Annotated in this window: 13 protein-coding genes; 6 read left to right on the forward strand and 7 right to left on the reverse strand. The window is 55.9% G+C overall.

Annotated elements, in window-relative coordinates; translation table 11 throughout:
• Positions 1-6: 6 nt before the first annotated feature.
• Complete coding sequence (locus tag AAIE02_RS13515; RefSeq protein ID WP_336706628.1) at positions 7-1,338, reverse strand: NCS2 family permease; 1,332 nt, start codon at positions 1,336-1,338, stop codon at positions 7-9.
• A 168-nt stretch (positions 1,339-1,506) separates the two neighbouring features.
• On the opposite strand from AAIE02_RS13515, the gene yieH reads away from it, so the two are divergent.
• Positions 1,507-2,172: a 6-phosphogluconate phosphatase gene (gene yieH / locus AAIE02_RS13520; protein WP_166994834.1), complete on the forward strand. Its 666-nt coding sequence runs from the start codon at positions 1,507-1,509 to the stop codon at positions 2,170-2,172.
• Positions 2,173-2,332: 160 nt separating this feature from the next.
• Here yieH and AAIE02_RS13525 read toward each other — a convergent pair whose 3' ends face one another.
• Complete coding sequence (locus AAIE02_RS13525) at positions 2,333-3,091, reverse strand: SDR family NAD(P)-dependent oxidoreductase (protein WP_498532751.1); 759 nt, start codon at positions 3,089-3,091, stop codon at positions 2,333-2,335.
• 119 nt (positions 3,092-3,210) lie between these two features.
• On the opposite strand from AAIE02_RS13525, the gene AAIE02_RS13530 reads away from it, so the two are divergent.
• The 4 genes from AAIE02_RS13530 to AAIE02_RS13545 all read left to right on the forward strand — a co-directional run bounded on the left by AAIE02_RS13530 (position 3,211) and on the right by AAIE02_RS13545 (position 7,493).
• On the forward strand, positions 3,211-4,110 hold the full coding sequence (locus tag AAIE02_RS13530) for a LysR family transcriptional regulator (RefSeq protein WP_008460628.1): 900 nt from the start codon (positions 3,211-3,213) through the stop codon (positions 4,108-4,110).
• A 55-nt stretch (positions 4,111-4,165) separates the two neighbouring features.
• Positions 4,166-5,224: an inner membrane protein YhjD gene (yhjD, locus tag AAIE02_RS13535; protein WP_498532752.1), complete on the forward strand. Its 1,059-nt coding sequence runs from the start codon at positions 4,166-4,168 to the stop codon at positions 5,222-5,224.
• Positions 5,225-5,314: 90 nt separating this feature from the next.
• Positions 5,315-5,971, forward strand: a complete 657-nt coding sequence (locus tag AAIE02_RS13540; RefSeq protein ID WP_498532753.1) for a DapH/DapD/GlmU-related protein — start codon at positions 5,315-5,317, stop codon at positions 5,969-5,971.
• A gap of 196 nt (positions 5,972-6,167) precedes the next feature.
• The gene (locus AAIE02_RS13545; RefSeq protein WP_039288941.1) at positions 6,168-7,493 is read left to right on the forward strand and encodes an MFS transporter; all 1,326 of its coding nucleotides are present in this window, start codon (positions 6,168-6,170) and stop codon (positions 7,491-7,493) included.
• Positions 7,494-7,586: 93 nt separating this feature from the next.
• Here the strand turns inward: AAIE02_RS13545 and AAIE02_RS13550 are convergent, their stop codons facing one another.
• Entirely contained in the window at positions 7,587-9,653 is a 2,067-nt protein-coding gene (locus AAIE02_RS13550; protein ID WP_498532754.1) for an AsmA family protein, read from the reverse strand.
• Positions 9,654-9,718: 65 nt separating this feature from the next.
• Entirely contained in the window at positions 9,719-10,492 is a 774-nt protein-coding gene (gene pdeH / locus AAIE02_RS13555) for a cyclic-guanylate-specific phosphodiesterase (protein WP_213713567.1), read from the reverse strand.
• A gap of 242 nt (positions 10,493-10,734) precedes the next feature.
• On the opposite strand from pdeH, the gene kdgK reads away from it, so the two are divergent.
• A complete protein-coding gene (gene kdgK, locus AAIE02_RS13560) occupies positions 10,735-11,667 on the forward strand; it encodes a 2-dehydro-3-deoxygluconokinase (protein ID WP_498532755.1) in 933 nt (310 codons plus the stop codon).
• A 104-nt stretch (positions 11,668-11,771) separates the two neighbouring features.
• Here kdgK and AAIE02_RS13565 read toward each other — a convergent pair whose 3' ends face one another.
• The 3 genes from AAIE02_RS13565 to hmsP form a co-directional block, all read right to left on the reverse strand.
• Complete coding sequence (locus tag AAIE02_RS13565; RefSeq protein ID WP_008460615.1) at positions 11,772-13,256, reverse strand: M16 family metallopeptidase; 1,485 nt, start codon at positions 13,254-13,256, stop codon at positions 11,772-11,774.
• Positions 13,257-13,532: 276 nt separating this feature from the next.
• Positions 13,533-14,819 carry a dicarboxylate/amino acid:cation symporter gene (locus AAIE02_RS13570; RefSeq protein WP_008460613.1) on the reverse strand — a complete coding sequence of 429 codons (1,287 nt, stop codon included), beginning with the start codon at positions 14,817-14,819 and terminating at the stop codon, positions 13,533-13,535.
• 181 nt (positions 14,820-15,000) lie between these two features.
• Positions 15,001-16,986, reverse strand: a complete 1,986-nt coding sequence (hmsP, locus tag AAIE02_RS13575; RefSeq protein ID WP_498532756.1) for a biofilm formation regulator HmsP — start codon at positions 16,984-16,986, stop codon at positions 15,001-15,003.
• Positions 16,987-17,160 lie beyond the last annotated feature (174 nt).

Here is a 17,160-nt window from a genome sequence, read left to right on the forward strand (position 1 = left end):
CTGGCTTTAATCAACAAACACAATTTTCAGCACAAACAGCAGCGCCACGATGATCACGCACGGGCTCAGCTCGCGCCAGCGGCCGGTGCCCAACTTCATGACACAGTAGGAAATAAAGCCCAGCGCAATACCTTCAGTAATCGAGAAGCTGAACGGCATCATCACCGCGGTAACAAACGCCGGTACCGCTTCGGTCAGGTCATCCCACTTCACGCGGGCCAGGCTGGAGGTCATCAGCACGCCAACGTAAATCAGCGCCCCGGCGGCCGCATACGCAGGCACCATGCCCGCCAGCGGTGACAGGAAGATAACCAGCAGGAACAGCAGGCCAACCACAATCGCGGTCAGGCCGGTGCGGCCCCCGACGGAAACGCCGGATGAGCTTTCGATGTAGGCAGTAACGGAAGAAGTCCCGAAGAACGAGCCGGTCACGGAAGAGATACTGTCCACGAACAGCGCCTGCTTCATGCGCGGGAACTTGCCCTTCTCGTCGGTTAACCCGGCTTTGTCCGTGACGCCAATCAGGGTGCCGGAGGAGTCAAACAGGTTCACCAGCATGAAGGAGAAGATCACGCCTGCAAGGCCCAGATTCAGCGACCCGGCTAAATCCACCTGCCCGACAACGCTGCTCACGCTCGGCGGCGCAGACACGATGCCGTGGTACTGCACGTCGCCCAGCAGCCAGCCCAGCAGCGTGGTTACCACGATAGAAACCAGCACCGCCGCGTGAATATTACGGGAAGCGAGAATCGCAATGATAAAGAAGCCCAACGCCCCCAGCAGCACGCTGTGGGAAGTCAGGTTCCCGATGCTGACCAGCGTCTCTTTGTTGGCCACGATGATCCCGGCATTTTTCAGCCCCATCATGCCGATAAACAGGCCAATACCGCTGGTAATGCCAACGCGCAGGCCAAGCGGGATATTCGCAATCATCCAGTAGCGAACGCGGAAGATGGTCAGCAGCAGCAGGCCTACGGCGCCCCAGAAAATCGCGCCCATGCCGACTTGCCAGGACAGACCCATCGCGCCGACGACCACGAAGGCGAAAAAGGCATTCAGGCCCATCGCCGGTGCCAGTGCCACCGGCAGGTTGGCAAAAAGCCCCATCAGGATGCTGCCAAAGGCGGCTATCAGGCAGGTGGTGACGAATACCGCCTGGGTATCCATCCCGGCCGCGCCAAGGATCTGCGGGTTAACAAAAACAATGTACACCATCGTCAGGAAGGTGGTGAACCCGGCGATCACCTCGGTGCGGGCGTTAGTACCGTGTTCGCGTAATTTGAACGCGCGTTCGAGCAGCCCCGGGGTTGTTTCCGGAGTGGACTGTGGTTGGCTCATTATCGGTTTCCGAACTAAAAGAGGAAAAAATACGCCGCTATCCTATACCAAAATTGGCGGGGGATAACGCAAATCATCCACTTTTTTCGCTGAAATTACCGCAACGGGATCGATTGCGTTGCGCAAAAAGCATAAAGTAAACGTTAAACCAAAGAGAAAGGAAATGGCATGTCCCGGATAGAAGCGGTGTTTTTTGACTGCGATGGAACGCTGGTCGACAGCGAGGTCATCTGCTCCAAAGCCTACGTACATATGTTTGCGCAATATGGCATTCAACTTGCGCTCGAAGATGTCTTCAAGACCTTCAAAGGCGTCAAACTCTACGAAATTATCGACACCATCAACGCTGAGTACGGCACCAGCCTGCCTAAGCTCGAGCTGGAAGTGATCTACCGCGCCGAAGTTGCCCGCCTGTTTGACAGCGAACTTCAGGCAATCGCCGGGGCGAACACGCTGCTGGCGCAAATCAATAAGCCGATGTGCGTGGTATCCAACGGCCCGGTCAGCAAAATGCAGCACTCTCTCGGCAAGACCGGAATGCTCGGCTACTTCCCGGATGCCCTGTACAGCGGCTACGACATTCAGCGCTGGAAGCCGGACCCGGCCCTGATGTTCCACGCGGCGGAACAGATGAACATGGACGTAGAGCGCTGCATTCTGGTGGATGATTCTATGGCAGGTGCGCAGTCGGGCATTGCGGCAGGCATGGAGGTGTTTTACTTCTGTGCCGATCCGCATAACAAGCCGATCGACCATCCGAAGGTGACGACGTTTACCGATTTGGCTGAGTTACCGGGCTTGTGGAAAGCGCGCGGCTGGGAAATTACGGCGTAGAAGTTGCCCCTCATCCCGGCTCTCTCCCCAAAGGAGCGAGAGGGAAATACCCCCCTTCCTTCTGGCTGCTCGATTGCACGGAAGCAGACGGCGGTCGATCCCCTCTCCCTTTTAGAGAGAGGGTTAGAGTGAGGGTCACCTGCCGGGAGCGGTCAAAAAACTAAAGGAACATCCCGCCGGAAACCTCAATCCGCTGCGCGTTCATCCAGCCCGTCTCATCACTAAGAATCGCCGCAATCGCATCACCGATATCGTCCGGCTGACCTACACGCCCTAATGCGGTTTGTGCTGCAATCGCCTTCGAAACGTGTTCGTTGTCGCGCACAATACCGCCGCTGAAATCGGTGGCAATAGCGCCTGGCGCAATAATATTCACCGCAATCCCACGCGATCCCAGCTCTTTGGCCTGGTACTTGGTCAGCACTTCCATCGCCCCTTTCATCGTGGCGTAGGCGGCTTTACCCGGCAGCGAGAAGCGGGTCAGGCCGGTGGAAACATTCAGAATGCGGCCGCCGTCTTTAATCAGTGGCAGCAGGCCCTGAGTCAGGAAAAAAGGCCCTTTAAGATGGATGTTCATTATTTCATCGAACTGTGCTTCGGTGGTCTGGGCAAACGATGCTTCAAGACCTATCCCAGCGTTGTTCAATAAATAATCAAACGTGTCTCGCTGCCAGACCTCGCGCAACGTTTCTTTCACCTGCTCAACAAACCCAGCGAAGGTAGAAGAATCACCGACGTTGAGCTGGATTGCGGCCGCTTTCACGCCTTTTTGCTCAATTTCGCGCACAACATCTTCGGCTTCCTGGCGCTGGCTATTATAGGTCAGCAGAATACCGATTCCGCGTGCAGCCAGCTTCAGCGCTGCGTTTTTGCCTAAACCACGGCTGCCGCCGGTCACTAAAGCGATACGTTGACTCATGATAAACCCCTTATTTGGCTGTCAGGACATTGAGATGCAGCTTATTAGCTGATACAAAATCAATAAATATGGCCAAATGCGCATCACTGTTTCATCTTCAGCAACAATGTGGTGATAAGATGGATAAAATACACGCAATGCAGCTTTTCGTGCGGGTTGCGGAGCTGGAGAGCTTTACCCGCGCCGCGGACACGCTTGGGCTGCCGAAGGGCAGCGTTTCTCGTCAGGTCCAGGCGCTGGAAACCTCACTCGGCACGCGCCTGCTGCACCGCACCACTCGCCGGGTTCAGCTCACCCAGGACGGCATGGTCTATTACGAACGCTGCCGCGACCTGTTAACTAACCTCGATGAACTCGACGGCCTGTTCCAGACCGATCCCGCCAGCGTCAGCGGGCGCATCAGGATCGATATGCCCGTTACGCTGGCGCGCGGCTTGATCATCCCGAAACTGCCGGGATTTCTGCAGCAATATCCAGGCATAGAGCTAGAGCTTAGCAGCAGCGACAGAATGGTGGATGTCGTCCGGGAAGGGTTTGACTGCGTGGTGCGCGTGGGCCACCTCAAAGACTCAGGTCTGGTAGCCAGGCCGCTGGGGAAATTCACCATGATCAACTGCGCCAGCCCCGACTACCTCAGCCGCTTTGGCTATCCCGAAAGCCTGGACGACCTGGCTTCGCATGCCCTGGTGCATTACGCTCAAAATCTCGGCACCCGCCCACAAGGCTTTGAAGTCTGGCTGGATAAAACAACGCAGTGGGTGAAAACCGGTGGCCTGATCACCGTTAACAGCACGGAAACCTACCAGGCCGCCTGTGTCGCCGGGCTGGGGATCATTCAGGTACCTCGCGTGGGCGTGAAAACCCAGCTCAAAGAGGGCACTCTGGTGGAAATTTTGCCTCAGTACCGCGCCGAGCCGATGCCGATTTCGCTGCTTTATCCGCATCGCCGCAACCTCTCCCGGCGAGTGCATTTGTTTATGGAATGGCTCACTGACGTACTCAAAGCCTATGTCGATTAGCGTTATGACTATAATTTCCTTAAGATCCTGCCACAGCAAAAGGAAAATTGACCCGATGACGACGCCGGATAACCGCGAAAAACGCCCAACCCACGAGCTCAAGTATGAGCCTGTTATACCTATCGAAACCCAGCAGGATGAAGCCCCAGGCGAGCCTGCAGAGAATGAACCGCTGGTGAAGCTTAAAACCAGTAACGCCGCGGTGAACAGCACCATATCCGCGGTCAACAAAACGGTCAGGCAGCCGATGGTTGCCCACCTGCTCCGCGCCGCAGAACGCTTTAACGACCGGCTGGGGAATCAGTTTGGCGCCGCCATTACCTACTTCTCGTTTCTGTCACTGATCCCCATCATGATGGTGGCCTTCGCGGTAGGCGGTTATGTGCTTGCCTCTCACCCGACGCTGCTCGAAGACATTTTTGCCAAAATCCTTGAGAACGTCAGTGACCCGACGCTTGCCGCCACCCTGAAAAACACCATCAATACCGCGGTTCAGCAGCGCACCACCGTTGGCCTGGTCGGGCTGCTGATTGCGCTTTACTCCGGCATTAACTGGATGGGCAACCTGCGTGAAGCGGTGCGCGCTCAGTCGCGGGATAAGTGGGAACGTAGCCCGCAGGATCAGGAAAAATTCTGGGTAAAATACCTGCGTGATTTTATCTCATTGATTGGACTGCTGATTGCGCTGATCGTTACCCTGTCTATTACCTCGATTTCCGGCTCGGCCCAGACGCTGCTGATCGGCCTGCTGCACCTGGGTGATATCGAATGGCTGAAACCGGTCTGGCATCTGGTCGGCCTGGCGATTTCTATTTTTGCCAACTATCTGCTGTTCTTCTGGATCTTCTGGCGTCTGCCACGCCATCGCCCACGCCGCAAGGCGCTGATTCGCGGCACGCTGATTGCGGCCATCGGCTTTGAGGTGATCAAAATCATAATGACCTACAGCCTGCCGAAGCTCGTCAGTTCCCCTTCCGGGGCCGCTTTTGGCTCGGTGCTGGGGCTGATGGCCTTCTTCTACTTCTTCGCCCGCCTGACGCTGTTCTGCGCGGCCTGGATTGCCACCGCAGAATACAAAGACGACCCGAGGATGCCGGGAAAAACGCATAAATAATCCTGTCATGATTTCCGGTCAGGATAGGTGGCCTGCCGACCTTCAGGTTAGCAGGTCCACTTGTCTAAACCTCCGACCAGAGAACATGCCATGACAACTGCCTCCGTACCCAAACTCCAAAAAACTGTTATTGACCCCAGCGTTCGCCTGCGCGAAACACACATCGGCGAACAGTGTGAAGTACTCGCCAACAGCGTGCTGGAATACAGCACCCTCGGCGACTTCTCCTACCTCGGGGAACACTGCTGCGTAGCCGACAGCGAGATCGGTAAATTCACCGCCATTGCCAACCACGTTCGACTTGGCGCCCCCAATCACCCGATGGATCGCCCGTCACAGCACCGCTTTACCTACTGTCCCGAGTACTACGCCACTGATGTTGGCCGGGATAGCTCATTCTTTGCGCATCGCCGCGAGGACCGGGTGATAATTGGTAACGACGTGTGGATTGGCCACGGTGTTATCGTCCTGCCCGGCGTGACAGTAGGTGACGGCGCTGTACTGGCCGCGGGCGCGGTGGTCAGCAAAGATGTGCCGCCGTACACCATCGTTGGCGGCGTGCCAGCGAAACCTATTCGCAGCCGTTTCCCGCAGGAGGTGGCTGAAAGCCTGGGGCGTATCGCCTGGTGGGACTGGCCGCTGGAGAAATTAATGGCGCACCTGCCGGAATTTCAATCCGGTGAGATAGCCAGTTTTTGCGCTCGCTGGGACAAGCCGACCAACTCAGCAGATAAATCTAACTGGTAACTTTTATTTAACCTAAAACCAGTTTTATTCTCTATTTTGAAAATTTTGTGAAGCATTTCATAGAAGGTTACGGGCAGGCTTAAAAATTATCCACTTAATGCGCGTTTTTTGAGCCATTTCGCCCGGTGCGGCGCGTTGAAATGCTTCTTTTGCTATGCGTAAATGGACTTTCGTTCGCCATAAATAAGAAAAATCTATGCAAGCATCCGTTGCCACAACTCTCGATACCGGGGCTGACGCTACGCCCGTTAACTCACGCGGAAAAGTCGTTGTTGCTTCGCTGGTCGGCACGGCCATCGAATTCTTCGACTTCTATATCTATGCCACCGCGGCGGTGATTGTCTTCCCGCACATCTTCTTCCCGCAGGGTGACCCGACGGCTGCCACGCTACAGTCTCTCGCCACTTTTGCCATCGCCTTTGTGGCTCGTCCGATTGGTTCAGCGCTATTCGGCCATTTCGGTGACCGCGTCGGTCGCAAAGTCACGCTGGTCGCTTCCCTGCTCACGATGGGGATCTCGACCGTTGTCATCGGCCTGCTGCCGGGCTATGCCAGCATCGGTATCTTCGCCCCGCTTCTGCTGGCGCTGGCCCGTTTTGGCCAGGGTCTTGGCCTGGGCGGTGAATGGGGTGGCGCGGCATTGCTGGCCACGGAAAACGCCCCGCCGCGCAAACGCGCGCTGTACGGTTCTTTCCCGCAGTTGGGTGCGCCGATAGGCTTCTTCTTCGCCAACGGCACCTTCCTGCTGCTTTCATGGCTGCTGACCGACGAACAGTTCATGTCCTGGGGCTGGCGCGTGCCGTTCATTCTTTCTGCGGTGCTGGTCATTATCGGGCTTTATGTCCGCGTTTCGCTGCATGAAACGCCAGTATTCGCGAAGATTGCCAAAGCCGGGAAGCAGGTTAAAGTCCCGCTGGGCACGCTGCTGACCAAACATTTGAAGGCGACGATCCTCGGCACCTTCATCATGCTGGCGACCTATACGCTGTTCTATATCATGACGGTCTATTCCATGACCTTCAGCACCGCGCCCGTTCCGGCGGGACTGGGCTTCTCGCGCAATGAGGTGCTGTGGATGCTGATGATGGCGGTGATTGGCTTTGGCGTGATGGTGCCGATTGCGGGCTATCTGGCGGATGCTTTTGGCCGCCGCAAGAGCATGATTGTGATCACCAGCCTGATGATTCTGTTTGCGCTGTTCGTCTTCCCGCCGCTGCTGGGTTCCGGGAACCAGGCGCTGGTGATGGCCTACCTGCTGATTGGCCTGAGCCTGATGGGGCTGACCTTTGGCCCGATGGGTGCGCTGCTGCCGGAGATGTTCCCGACGGAAGTCCGCTACACCGGCGCGTCATTCTCTTACAACGTCGCGTCCATTCTTGGCGCCTCTGTCGCACCGTATATCGCCACCTGGCTGCAGGCTAATTATGGCCTGTTCTATGTCGGCGTTTATCTGGCGGCGATGTCTGCGCTGACGCTGATTGCGCTGCTGCTGAGTAAAGAGACCCGCCATCAGTCGCTGTAATTTTTACCCTCACCTAACCCTCTCCCTAAAAGGGAGAGGGGATTACGATGCCCCCTCGCCCCTCTGGGAAGAGGGCCGAGGTGAGGAGCAGCCTTACTTCTTCATCTGCCCCAAAATCGTCCGGCACTGATTATCACTTCCTTCAGAAGGCGAGATCAGCGCGGCCAGCGCCGCCGCCGGAGTGACCAGCGTGGCAAGCGCCGCAGCCACTGCGCCACGAATAATCAATGGCCCCGGCTTCACGCCCGCATCCGGGCTCTTGAACGTGCCGCGCACATAGAGCGGAGAACGCAGGGTGATAATACGAATCCCTTTGCTCTCCGGATCGATGGTCAGATCCAGACGTTCGCTGGCAAAGTTTGTGCTGCCGGTGACGTTAATAAGCGCGTTTTCAGTATCAAAGGCAAAAATTCTCGGCGTCGCAATTCCGTTGCGTAAATCCAGGTTCGCAGCGGCGCAGTTGATCCGCACCTCATCATCGCCAAAAATCTTGCCGACAATGTAGTTGCCCACGTTAAGGCCAACGATTTCCATCAGGTTACGGCTGATAAGCCCGTCGTTCATCAACAGCTTCAGGCTGCCGTTACTGGTGCCCATCAGCGCCGCGACTGAGTTACCGCGTCCGCTCAGATTGGCATCGCCGTTCAGCTCGCCCAGCGTTTTCTGCATCGACTCAACCTTCGGCATAAGCTGCTTCAGCTGCAGACGACGCGCCTGAATATCCGCTTTCCCCTGCATCGGCTTTTTATCGCCCTCAAGGTGGATGTTGGCATTGATGGAGCCGCCCGCCATGCCGAATTTCAGCGGCTGCAGGCGCAGGTCAGCGTTATTCAGGATCACGTGGGTGGTGAGGTCGCTCAGCGGCAGCGTGCCGCTGTGTTCAATGCGCTGCCCTTTAAAGCGCACATCGGCATCCATCACGTTCCATTTGTCCGTTTCAAAGCGATCGTAAGGCAGCACTTTATCGGCTGGCTGCACCGTCCTGTCACCCCGCTGCTGTCTGGCTTTTTTCGTCTTTTCGGCATCCTTCCCGGAATCAACGCCAATCAGCGGCCCTAAATCGGCCAGCCGCAGCTGTTTAGAGACTAAATCGCCCTCAAGTTTAGGCCGCGGTTTACCCTGGCTGTAGGTCAGTGAACCGTGGATATCGCTGTCGCCAATGCGCCCGTTAAAATCCTGATAGCGGAAGACCGAGCCTTTATCCGTGTCGATTTTTGCCAGCAGATGGCCGTCCGTTTCAAACGGAGGCGTATCCGGCAGCAGCACGCCGGTCAGCGCGTAAAGATTCCCGAGGGAATCGCCGGAGAACTTGAGTCTGAGATCGACGCCTCCCATTTTCATCGGGTCGTTAACTGTGCCAACGAAGGCCACTCGCGATGTCCCCGAACGCACATCTGCCTGCACCGGGAATGCGCTATCGCCCTCGCTACGCAGCGCCAGCATACCGCCAATTTTACCGCTGCCCTCCACCGGCTGGCCGTTGTAGCGGCCATTCACTTTCAGGCCGAAAACGTAATCTGCCGCTTTCGCCGCATCTTTGCCCTGTGGCTTTTGGCCGGACACTTCGCTAAACGGCAGCGGTTTACCCAAAGGATCAACCAGGATCGTTAGCGCCGCCTTGGTCACTTTATCGTCCACGGCGATCCGGCCGTTATCAAACAGGATATTGTCGAGCCGGAAGGACCAGCCGGAGGGTTTTTGATTGGGATCGCTGCCGCCAGCACTGGCAAGGTTAAAGGTCCAGTTATTGTTTTTGTCCGACAGCCGGATAATACGGACATCCGGCTCAACCAGGCGAAGCCAGGGGATATAAACCGTTTTGGTTAACAGCGAAAGCGGGGCAAGCGTTGCCTCGACGCTGGGCAGATGAACCATGGTGACTTCGGGGATGTCAGGTGGGTTACCAAGCAGGATGTCTTCGGCATGAACGTGTGGCCAAGGCACCCAGCTGCGCCAGCCGGGCTCGTCTTTATTTCGTGCCCAAACCACCCCTAAATCGCCGCGAATGGCAAAGGGGCGGTTCAGCTCTGTCGAGACTTTTTGGTTGATGGTTGGTTTCAGCCGGTTCCAGTCAAACGTGGCGATCGCCACGATCGCTACGACAACCAACAACAAGAAAATCCCGGCGACTGTGCTGCTAATTTTACCCGTTTTTGTCATCCTTCTTACCTCTCCTGATGTTGGTCTACCTGACTAAAAGATAGTTCAGCGTGACCGAAACGACATCAGGGGAGGCGAATCAGAACGTTTTCCAGGTTTTCGAAGGGGACAGGGCGCGACAGGAAATAACCTTGTGCCGCATAAGCAGGCGAAGATTGAACATCTCGCCATTCTTCAACCGTTTCAATGCCTTCTACAATCACACCCTTGCAGTAGCGGTTCATTAATTGCAGCAGCATGGTAAATAAATTCCGTCCTTCATCGCTTTTTCGTAGCATGATGAAAAGCTCGCGCGCCACTTTGATATAGTCGTAGCGGACTTCGCTCAGCGCGGAGAAGTTAGCCAGGCCAGTACCAAAATCATCAAGCCAGAGCGGACCAAACTCGTGCATGCCGGCCAGCGTTGCCGCCTGCGGCAGGTTAATGTGCTCCACAAGTTCAAAACGTACCCACGGCAGTTTGGCGATCAGATCAAGAATCGGCTGATGCTGCTTCATGGCAATTAAAGTGGGGCCATCGACGTTCACCGAGGCCAGTATGCCGTGACCGATGAAGGTCTGCGCCCAGTCTTCCAGCAGACGCAGTTGCTCTTCCACCACCGCAAGACGCTGGCGGCTGGGGATCGCAGAGAAATAGCGGTCAGGCGGGATACGTACGTCAGCCTCAGCCGGATGCGTGACCACCGTCAGCAGTTCAACTGCCATCAATTTTCCGTCTGTTTTGTAAATCGGCTGAAAGGTGTAGCGGCGCTGGCATTGCAGCCAGAATCGTCGCTCCTGCAAACTTTCAACGCTCGCCTCAAGCGTATGCAGCCGGTGAGTGATCTGCTTCAACTTCATCTGTACATCCTGTTTGCCCTGATAACGCTACATGGCTCGTCGAAAGGTTATCGGCGTCGGAATAGAGAACTTTATGCTCGCTTTCGCAGCAAAATGCGCCGGAGCGATTTTTGTCACAATCACAATAACCTGGCGTACATCAAATATTTTCAAAACGCTGTTTTAAAATGTTTGACTCACTTTTCGCCACGGCGGAGAATGCGAAAAACAGCGTTTTTGTTCATTTAACCGCCAGGTTTCTTATGCTCACTCAGAAAATTGCCGTGATCGGCGAATGCATGATCGAACTGTCTCAAAGTGGGGCCCAGCTGCATCGCGGCTTCGGAGGCGATACCTTAAATACCTCGGTTTACCTCGCCCGCCAGGTCAGCGAAGGCGCGCTGGAAGTGCATTATGTCACCGCGCTCGGCGAGGACAGTTTTAGCCAGCAAATGCTGGACACCTGGCAACGGGAACACCTGCACACGGCATTGATTCAGCGCCTGGAGCACCGCCTTCCGGGCCTGTATTACATCGAGACCGATAGCCACGGTGAGCGGACGTTCTACTACTGGCGTAACGAAGCAGCGGCGCGGTTCTGGCTGGAAAGCGAGCGTTCAGGCGAAATATGTGCGGAACTGGCCCGGTTTGATTACCTCTACCTGAGCGGCATTAGCCTGGCCATCCTCAATAACGCCAGCCGGGAGAAGCTTTTCGCGATGCTGAAGCAGGCCAGAGCGAACGGCTGCAAAGTCATTTTCGACAATAACTATCGGCCACGCTTATGGACCAGCCCGGAAGAGACACAGCGTGTTTACCGGCAAATGCTGGCCTGCACGGATATTGCGTTTCTGACGCTGGACGACGAAGACGCGCTATGGGGCGTAGTCCCGGCAGAGGAAGTGATTCGCAGGACGCATGCTGCTGGCGTAGAAGAAGTGGTTATCAAACGAGGCGCTGAGTCTTGCCTGGTCTCGGTCAGCGGCGAGGATCTACTCGACGTCCCGGCGCTTCGTCTGGCAAAAGAAAAAATCGTGGACACCACCGCGGCAGGAGATTCCTTTAGCGCGGGTTATCTGGCGGTGCGTTTAACCGGGGGTACAGCAGAAGAAGCCGCGAAGCGTGGTCATTTGACGGCGGGCACGGTGATTCAATATCGCGGGGCGATTATCCCGCTGGATGCAATGCCCCAATAAGATGACCCTCACCCTAACCCTCTCCCTGGAAGGGAGAGGGGACGAAAAGAAAATGTCTGCGCAAGTTCCCCCTCTCCCCTGCGGGGAGAGGGGCAATCCCACCGCTAAGAAGCCGGTGGAATATCCGAAACTTCCGGCTTAGGATCGTCCGTCACCGGCGGCGGCGCAGCCGGCACCATCACCTTATCCCACGTCTCTTTCAGCTCCTTCATGTTGTACTCAGGTTCGCCTTTAGGCTGCAGCAGCACCATAGACATCTCCTGAGACAGCTGCTGACGCAGATCCTGATTGAGCATCGACACGGTCAGGCTGTCGAGGAAGTCCTGCCGGAGCTTCTGGTACTGCTCCGGTGCAATATCAACCACCTGATTCTGCAGCGAACGCAAACGCTGGCTTATCAGCACGTCGGTGTCGGTACGCGCGTAGGTAGCAAACAGCTTCGTCAGCTCATTCTTTTTCTGCGCTATCAGCGCGTCGAATTCTTCCTGAGACAACCCCTTATCGCGCACTCTCAACAGTTCACGCCCGACGCTGGTAAGGCTGGCGTTCAGCTTATCGTTCGGGGATTCAATGTTGATCCCGCACTGGGCGCGCAGATAAAGCACGCGGCAATCAAAGCTCAGATTGAGGTCTTTAACGCCATTTTTGCTCAGGCTTTGCTGCACATTCCAGAACAGCGCTTCACGGGCCAGGTCGGCACGCCAGTAGCGCAGCAGCGCCGCAGACTCACGAATCGGCTGCCAGCTGTTGTCCCACATCAGGGACAACCTGTCCTGACGCACGCTGTCGGTCATCAGGCTCACCGGCTCAGGGTTAAGCGGGGAAAGCGTTGGCACAGGCGCAGGCGTGTCGCGCTTGCCTTTTAGCTCACCAAAGGTTTTGTTGATTTGCTCCGCCACGCTGCGGCTATCCACGTTACCCACCACGATGAGGGTCATGGCATCCGGGGTGTACCACTTGTCGTAAAACGCTTTCAGCTGCGCGGCATCAACCGGGCGCTTGAGATTATCAGCCGGATCGTGGCCAAGCAGCGTGGAGCCTTTCAGGCGGTAGCGCCACCAGCTGTCTTTGGTGTTCATCGGCCAGGTTGCGACCATATCCGGCACATGCAGTGCCGCGGTGACGGTTGCCGGCGTCACGGCCAGTGACCCGATATTGGTCGACATAAACGTCAGCGCTTCTTTCAGCAAATCATTGCGGTTATTAGGCAAGCTTAAGTTAAACAGCGTGAAGTCATAGGAGACGATAGCCGGAGGAAGTGGACGCTCCGGGTCGCTGCTTTGGTGCCATAACGAACGCGCCTGGCTCGTCGGCAGACCGCCGGTCTGCGTCAACAGCATGCGCGGTAAAAAGTGGCTGTAACCGCTTTGTTGGGCGGTCTCTGTGAGTGAACCGCTATTCACCATCAGGCGAATTTCAACGCGGTCACTTGGACGCTGGGGGGTGGCCAAAACCTGCCACTGGAAGCCGTTAGAAAGCGTTCCCTGTTGCCAGGCCGGGTCCGGCTGGAGCGCTTCTGCCTGCACGTTGCTGGCCGTTGCGGCTAATAGCAACCCGCCAGCTAAAAGTCGAATCTTGGTGCCCTGCATGTGAACCCCTAAAAACAATCCTGGTTAAAAGTAGCACATCGGCCCGGCATTCGACGTCCGCAGACCGACATAGGTGACGTTTCACCAATCCGTTTGACCGCATTTCTGCGAAAACGTCACGTAAGAAAGTGAAAAATAGAGAATAAAGACCCTAAATAATTCGAGCTGCAGGTAGGCGGTAATTAACACACCTGCAGGATGAAGTATGACGGGTATTAGGGGGATTATGCAGAGTCGCCCGCAGCGAGGGCAAGTCGCTGCGGGCAATTGGTCGGATTAGTGGGAGACTTCGGTCACTTTTTTGTCAGATTTTGGATTATCCAGCTGCTGATGAAGTTGCTTTTCATCCAGCTGTTTTACCCATTTCGCGACAACGACGGTCGCCACGCCGTTACCGACCAGGTTGGTCAGCGCGCGCGCTTCGGACATGAAGCGGTCGATACCCAGAATCAGCGCCAGACCCGCAACCGGCAGATGGCCTACCGCAGAAATGGTTGCCGCCAGCACGATAAAGCCGCTTCCCGTCACGCCTGCAGCCCCTTTAGAAGAGAGCAGCAGCACAACCAACAGCGTGATCTGATGGAAGATATCCATGTGGCTGTTGGTCGCCTGAGCGATAAACACCGCCGCCATTGTCAGGTAAATCGAGGTGCCGTCCAGGTTGAAGGAGTAGCCGGTTGGAATGACCAGGCCCACAACGGATTTACGGCAGCCCAGCTTCTCCATCTTATCGAGCATACGCGGCAGAACGGACTCGGAAGACGATGTCCCCAGTACAATCAGCAGCTCTTCTTTGATATAGCGAATGAACTTGAAGATGCTAAAGCCCGTCGCGCGGGCGATGGAGCCCAAGACCAGAATCACAAACAGCAGGCAGGTGATGTAGAAGCAGACGATCAACTGGCCCAGCTGCACCAGAGAACCTACGCCGTACTTACCGATGGTGAACGCCATGGCCCCAAACGCCCCGATAGGCGCCAGGCGCATGATCATGTTGATGATGCCGAAGATAACCTGAGAGAAGCTTTCGATGACGTTAAAGATCATCTGCCCCTTGTGGCCCAGGCGATGCAGGGCAAAGCCAAACAGAACGGCAAACAGCAGCACCTGCAGGATATTCCCGCTGGCAAACGCACCAATCACGCTACCTGGGATCACGTCCAGCAAGAAGGCAATAACGCCCTGCTGCTGAGCTTGTTCAGCGTAAACCGCAACCGCTTTGGCATCCAGCGTCGCCGGGTCCACGTTCATGCCGGCGCCTGGCTGCAGCACGTTAACCACAACCAGCCCGATAATCAGCGCAATCGTGCTGACAATTTCAAAATAAAGTAACGCTACCGCGCCGGTACGGCCTACGGCTTTCATGCTTTCCATGCCAGCGATCCCGGTCACCACGGTGCAGAAGATGACGGGCGCAATAATCATTTTAATCAGTTTAACGAACGCGTCGCCAAACGGTTTCATTTGGGCACCCAATTCCGGGTAAAAGTGACCCAGCAAAATGCCGATGGCAATTGCGGTCAGCACCTGAAAATACAGACTTTTGAAGAGTGAGGTTTTCATTAGAGTATCCTTGAACGGAGAGTAACCGCAGCCCCGGCTCAGGAACCGGTATGACTGCGGCACTCAACATATCACCCTAAAAAAAACGCAGAAGTGGCCTGGATCGATTTTGTTAACGGAACTGTTAAAAACTTGAACTGAACCGATCCAGCTCTTAACATTTGTAACTATTGTTTTTCATTTACGCAGTAAGAAATTCACGTTCAAACTGCTCGAGGGTGCGCGCTTTGGCATACAGGAACCCCTGGGCATAGATAACCCCCTGCTGCACCAGCCACTCGCGCTGCGCTTCTTGTTCCACGCCTTCAGCCACCACTTTCAGATCCAGGGCTTTGGCCATCGCGATAATCACGCCCACCATCGCGTTATCTTCCGGCAGCCCTTCGATGAAGCTTTTGTCTATCTTCAGCACGTCAATCGGCAGCGCTTTCATGTGGTGCAGATGGTGCAGGCTGGCGTAACCCATACCAAAATCATCCAGCGCAATACGCACCCCGGCCTGGCGGAGCGGCCGCAGGATATTGACCGCCGCCTGTGGATCATCAATGCGGCGGCTCTCGGTAACTTCAAGAATCAGCGTGCCGGGCTGGATTCGGTAACGTCTGAGCAGCTCCAGGAGCGAAGGCACCATGGCTTCATGCAGCAGCTGGAGCGCGGAGAGATTGACGCACAGCGGCAGCGTAACGCCCCGGCTTTGCCAGGCAGACAGCGTGCGACAGGATTCCTCGAGGATCCAGCTACCGACGGTAATCATCAGCCCGCAGGCTTCAATACGCTCAATCAGCCCTTCCGGCAGGCTCCAGCTACCGTCAGCCTGGCGCTGGCGCAGCAGGACTTCGGCACTGACCACGCTCCCGTCACGCATATCCACCTGCGGCTGTAGCCAGATGGCAAACTGATGCTTCTCAAGCGCATTCAAAATATCGTGCTCTTCGGTCAGGCGCTGCTGGGCTATCTCCATCTGATCGGGATCGAAGAACTGAATTTGGTTTTTCCCGAAGCGGCGAGCCGCAAGCGTTGCCGAAGCCGCCCGGCGATAAAGCTGTTCTGCATCGAGGCCCCCTCTGAACATCGCAATGCCAATGCTGGCGGTCGGTTTCAGTTGCAATGCCTGAACGGGCAAACGGGCGTTGAGCGTTTCCATGATTTTCTGTGCCAGCGTCATGGCATTCCACGGGTCGCTGACGCCATAGAGCAGCAGCCCAAAATCATTCTGACTGAGCTGGGTCAGCACCGCGTTGGTCGGCAACACGGGTTTAATTTTCTCGACCAGCGTCAACAGCAGCATCTCGCGCTGCTCTTCGTTCAGCACGCCGGCCGCATCCTGGAGCGTTTCGCTCCCGATTAACATCAACGCGCCGCGTTTCTCGTTCGCCACCATCTGCTCAATCAGCGCCATCAGCAGCGCCTTATTTGGCAGCTCCGTGACCGGATGATGGGTACTCAACGCGCTCATTTGCTGCTGAAAACGCTGGGCAACCTGTTGATTGCGGTTATAGCTGCGTACCAGCATGCCAATCTCATCGTCATGGTGCAGCGGCGGCAGCGTGAGCTGGTGCTCACCCGCTTGCTGAGGATTCAGGTTACTCAGCTCGCGGCTAATCTTGCGGATCGGATGCACCACCAGCCGGTTAATGCACCAGCTGATCGCCACGGTCAAAATCAGCGCCAGCAGCAAATAGGTGGTCAGCAGAGTGGAAATCGTGCTGATGATAATGCGGTACATGCGCCAGGAATCAGCCTGTAGCACCAGGTAAGCCAGCGGCTGCGGGTTTGCCGGGCGTTCGAGGGAATAAAGCGGCAGGGAAATCTGCACCGGCAGCTCAAACACGCGGGTGATGAGCATCGGGATTTGGTGCTCCGGTATAAAGCTAATGCGAAGCGCCTGGAACTGATTGGGCAGCACGACGTCGGCTCGGCTGATGATGCCCGAAGGTTGGATCTGCTGAAGAATAGCCTCGGCCTGCGGAATATCCGCCCGCAAAATGGCCTCAGACAGCGGAAGACGCACGGAGTGGGCGATTTTCTCCATTTGCGTGGCGGTGTCGTAGCGGTTTTGCTGCACAAAATGGAACAGCTGAATGACGATAAAAATGAAAATAAACGCCAGGGCCACGGCTGACACCATCGCCATCTGTTTTATCGTTAGGGAACGACTGACTCGCAAGCTGACTCTCCGCTTTTGCTTAACCTGCGCCACGCCCGGCATCAGGATATTCTTATGCCCGCAGAGTATACTGCATTGCCGCTCTTTGTAATCCTGACCTCAGGAGAATCGGGTAATTCTGCATTTATGGGCAACTTTGCGCCGAATTCTGAGTAAAAAAACACAAACGGCGGG

The sequence above is a fragment of the Cedecea sp. Ae19-4 genome (assembly GCF_059801165.1).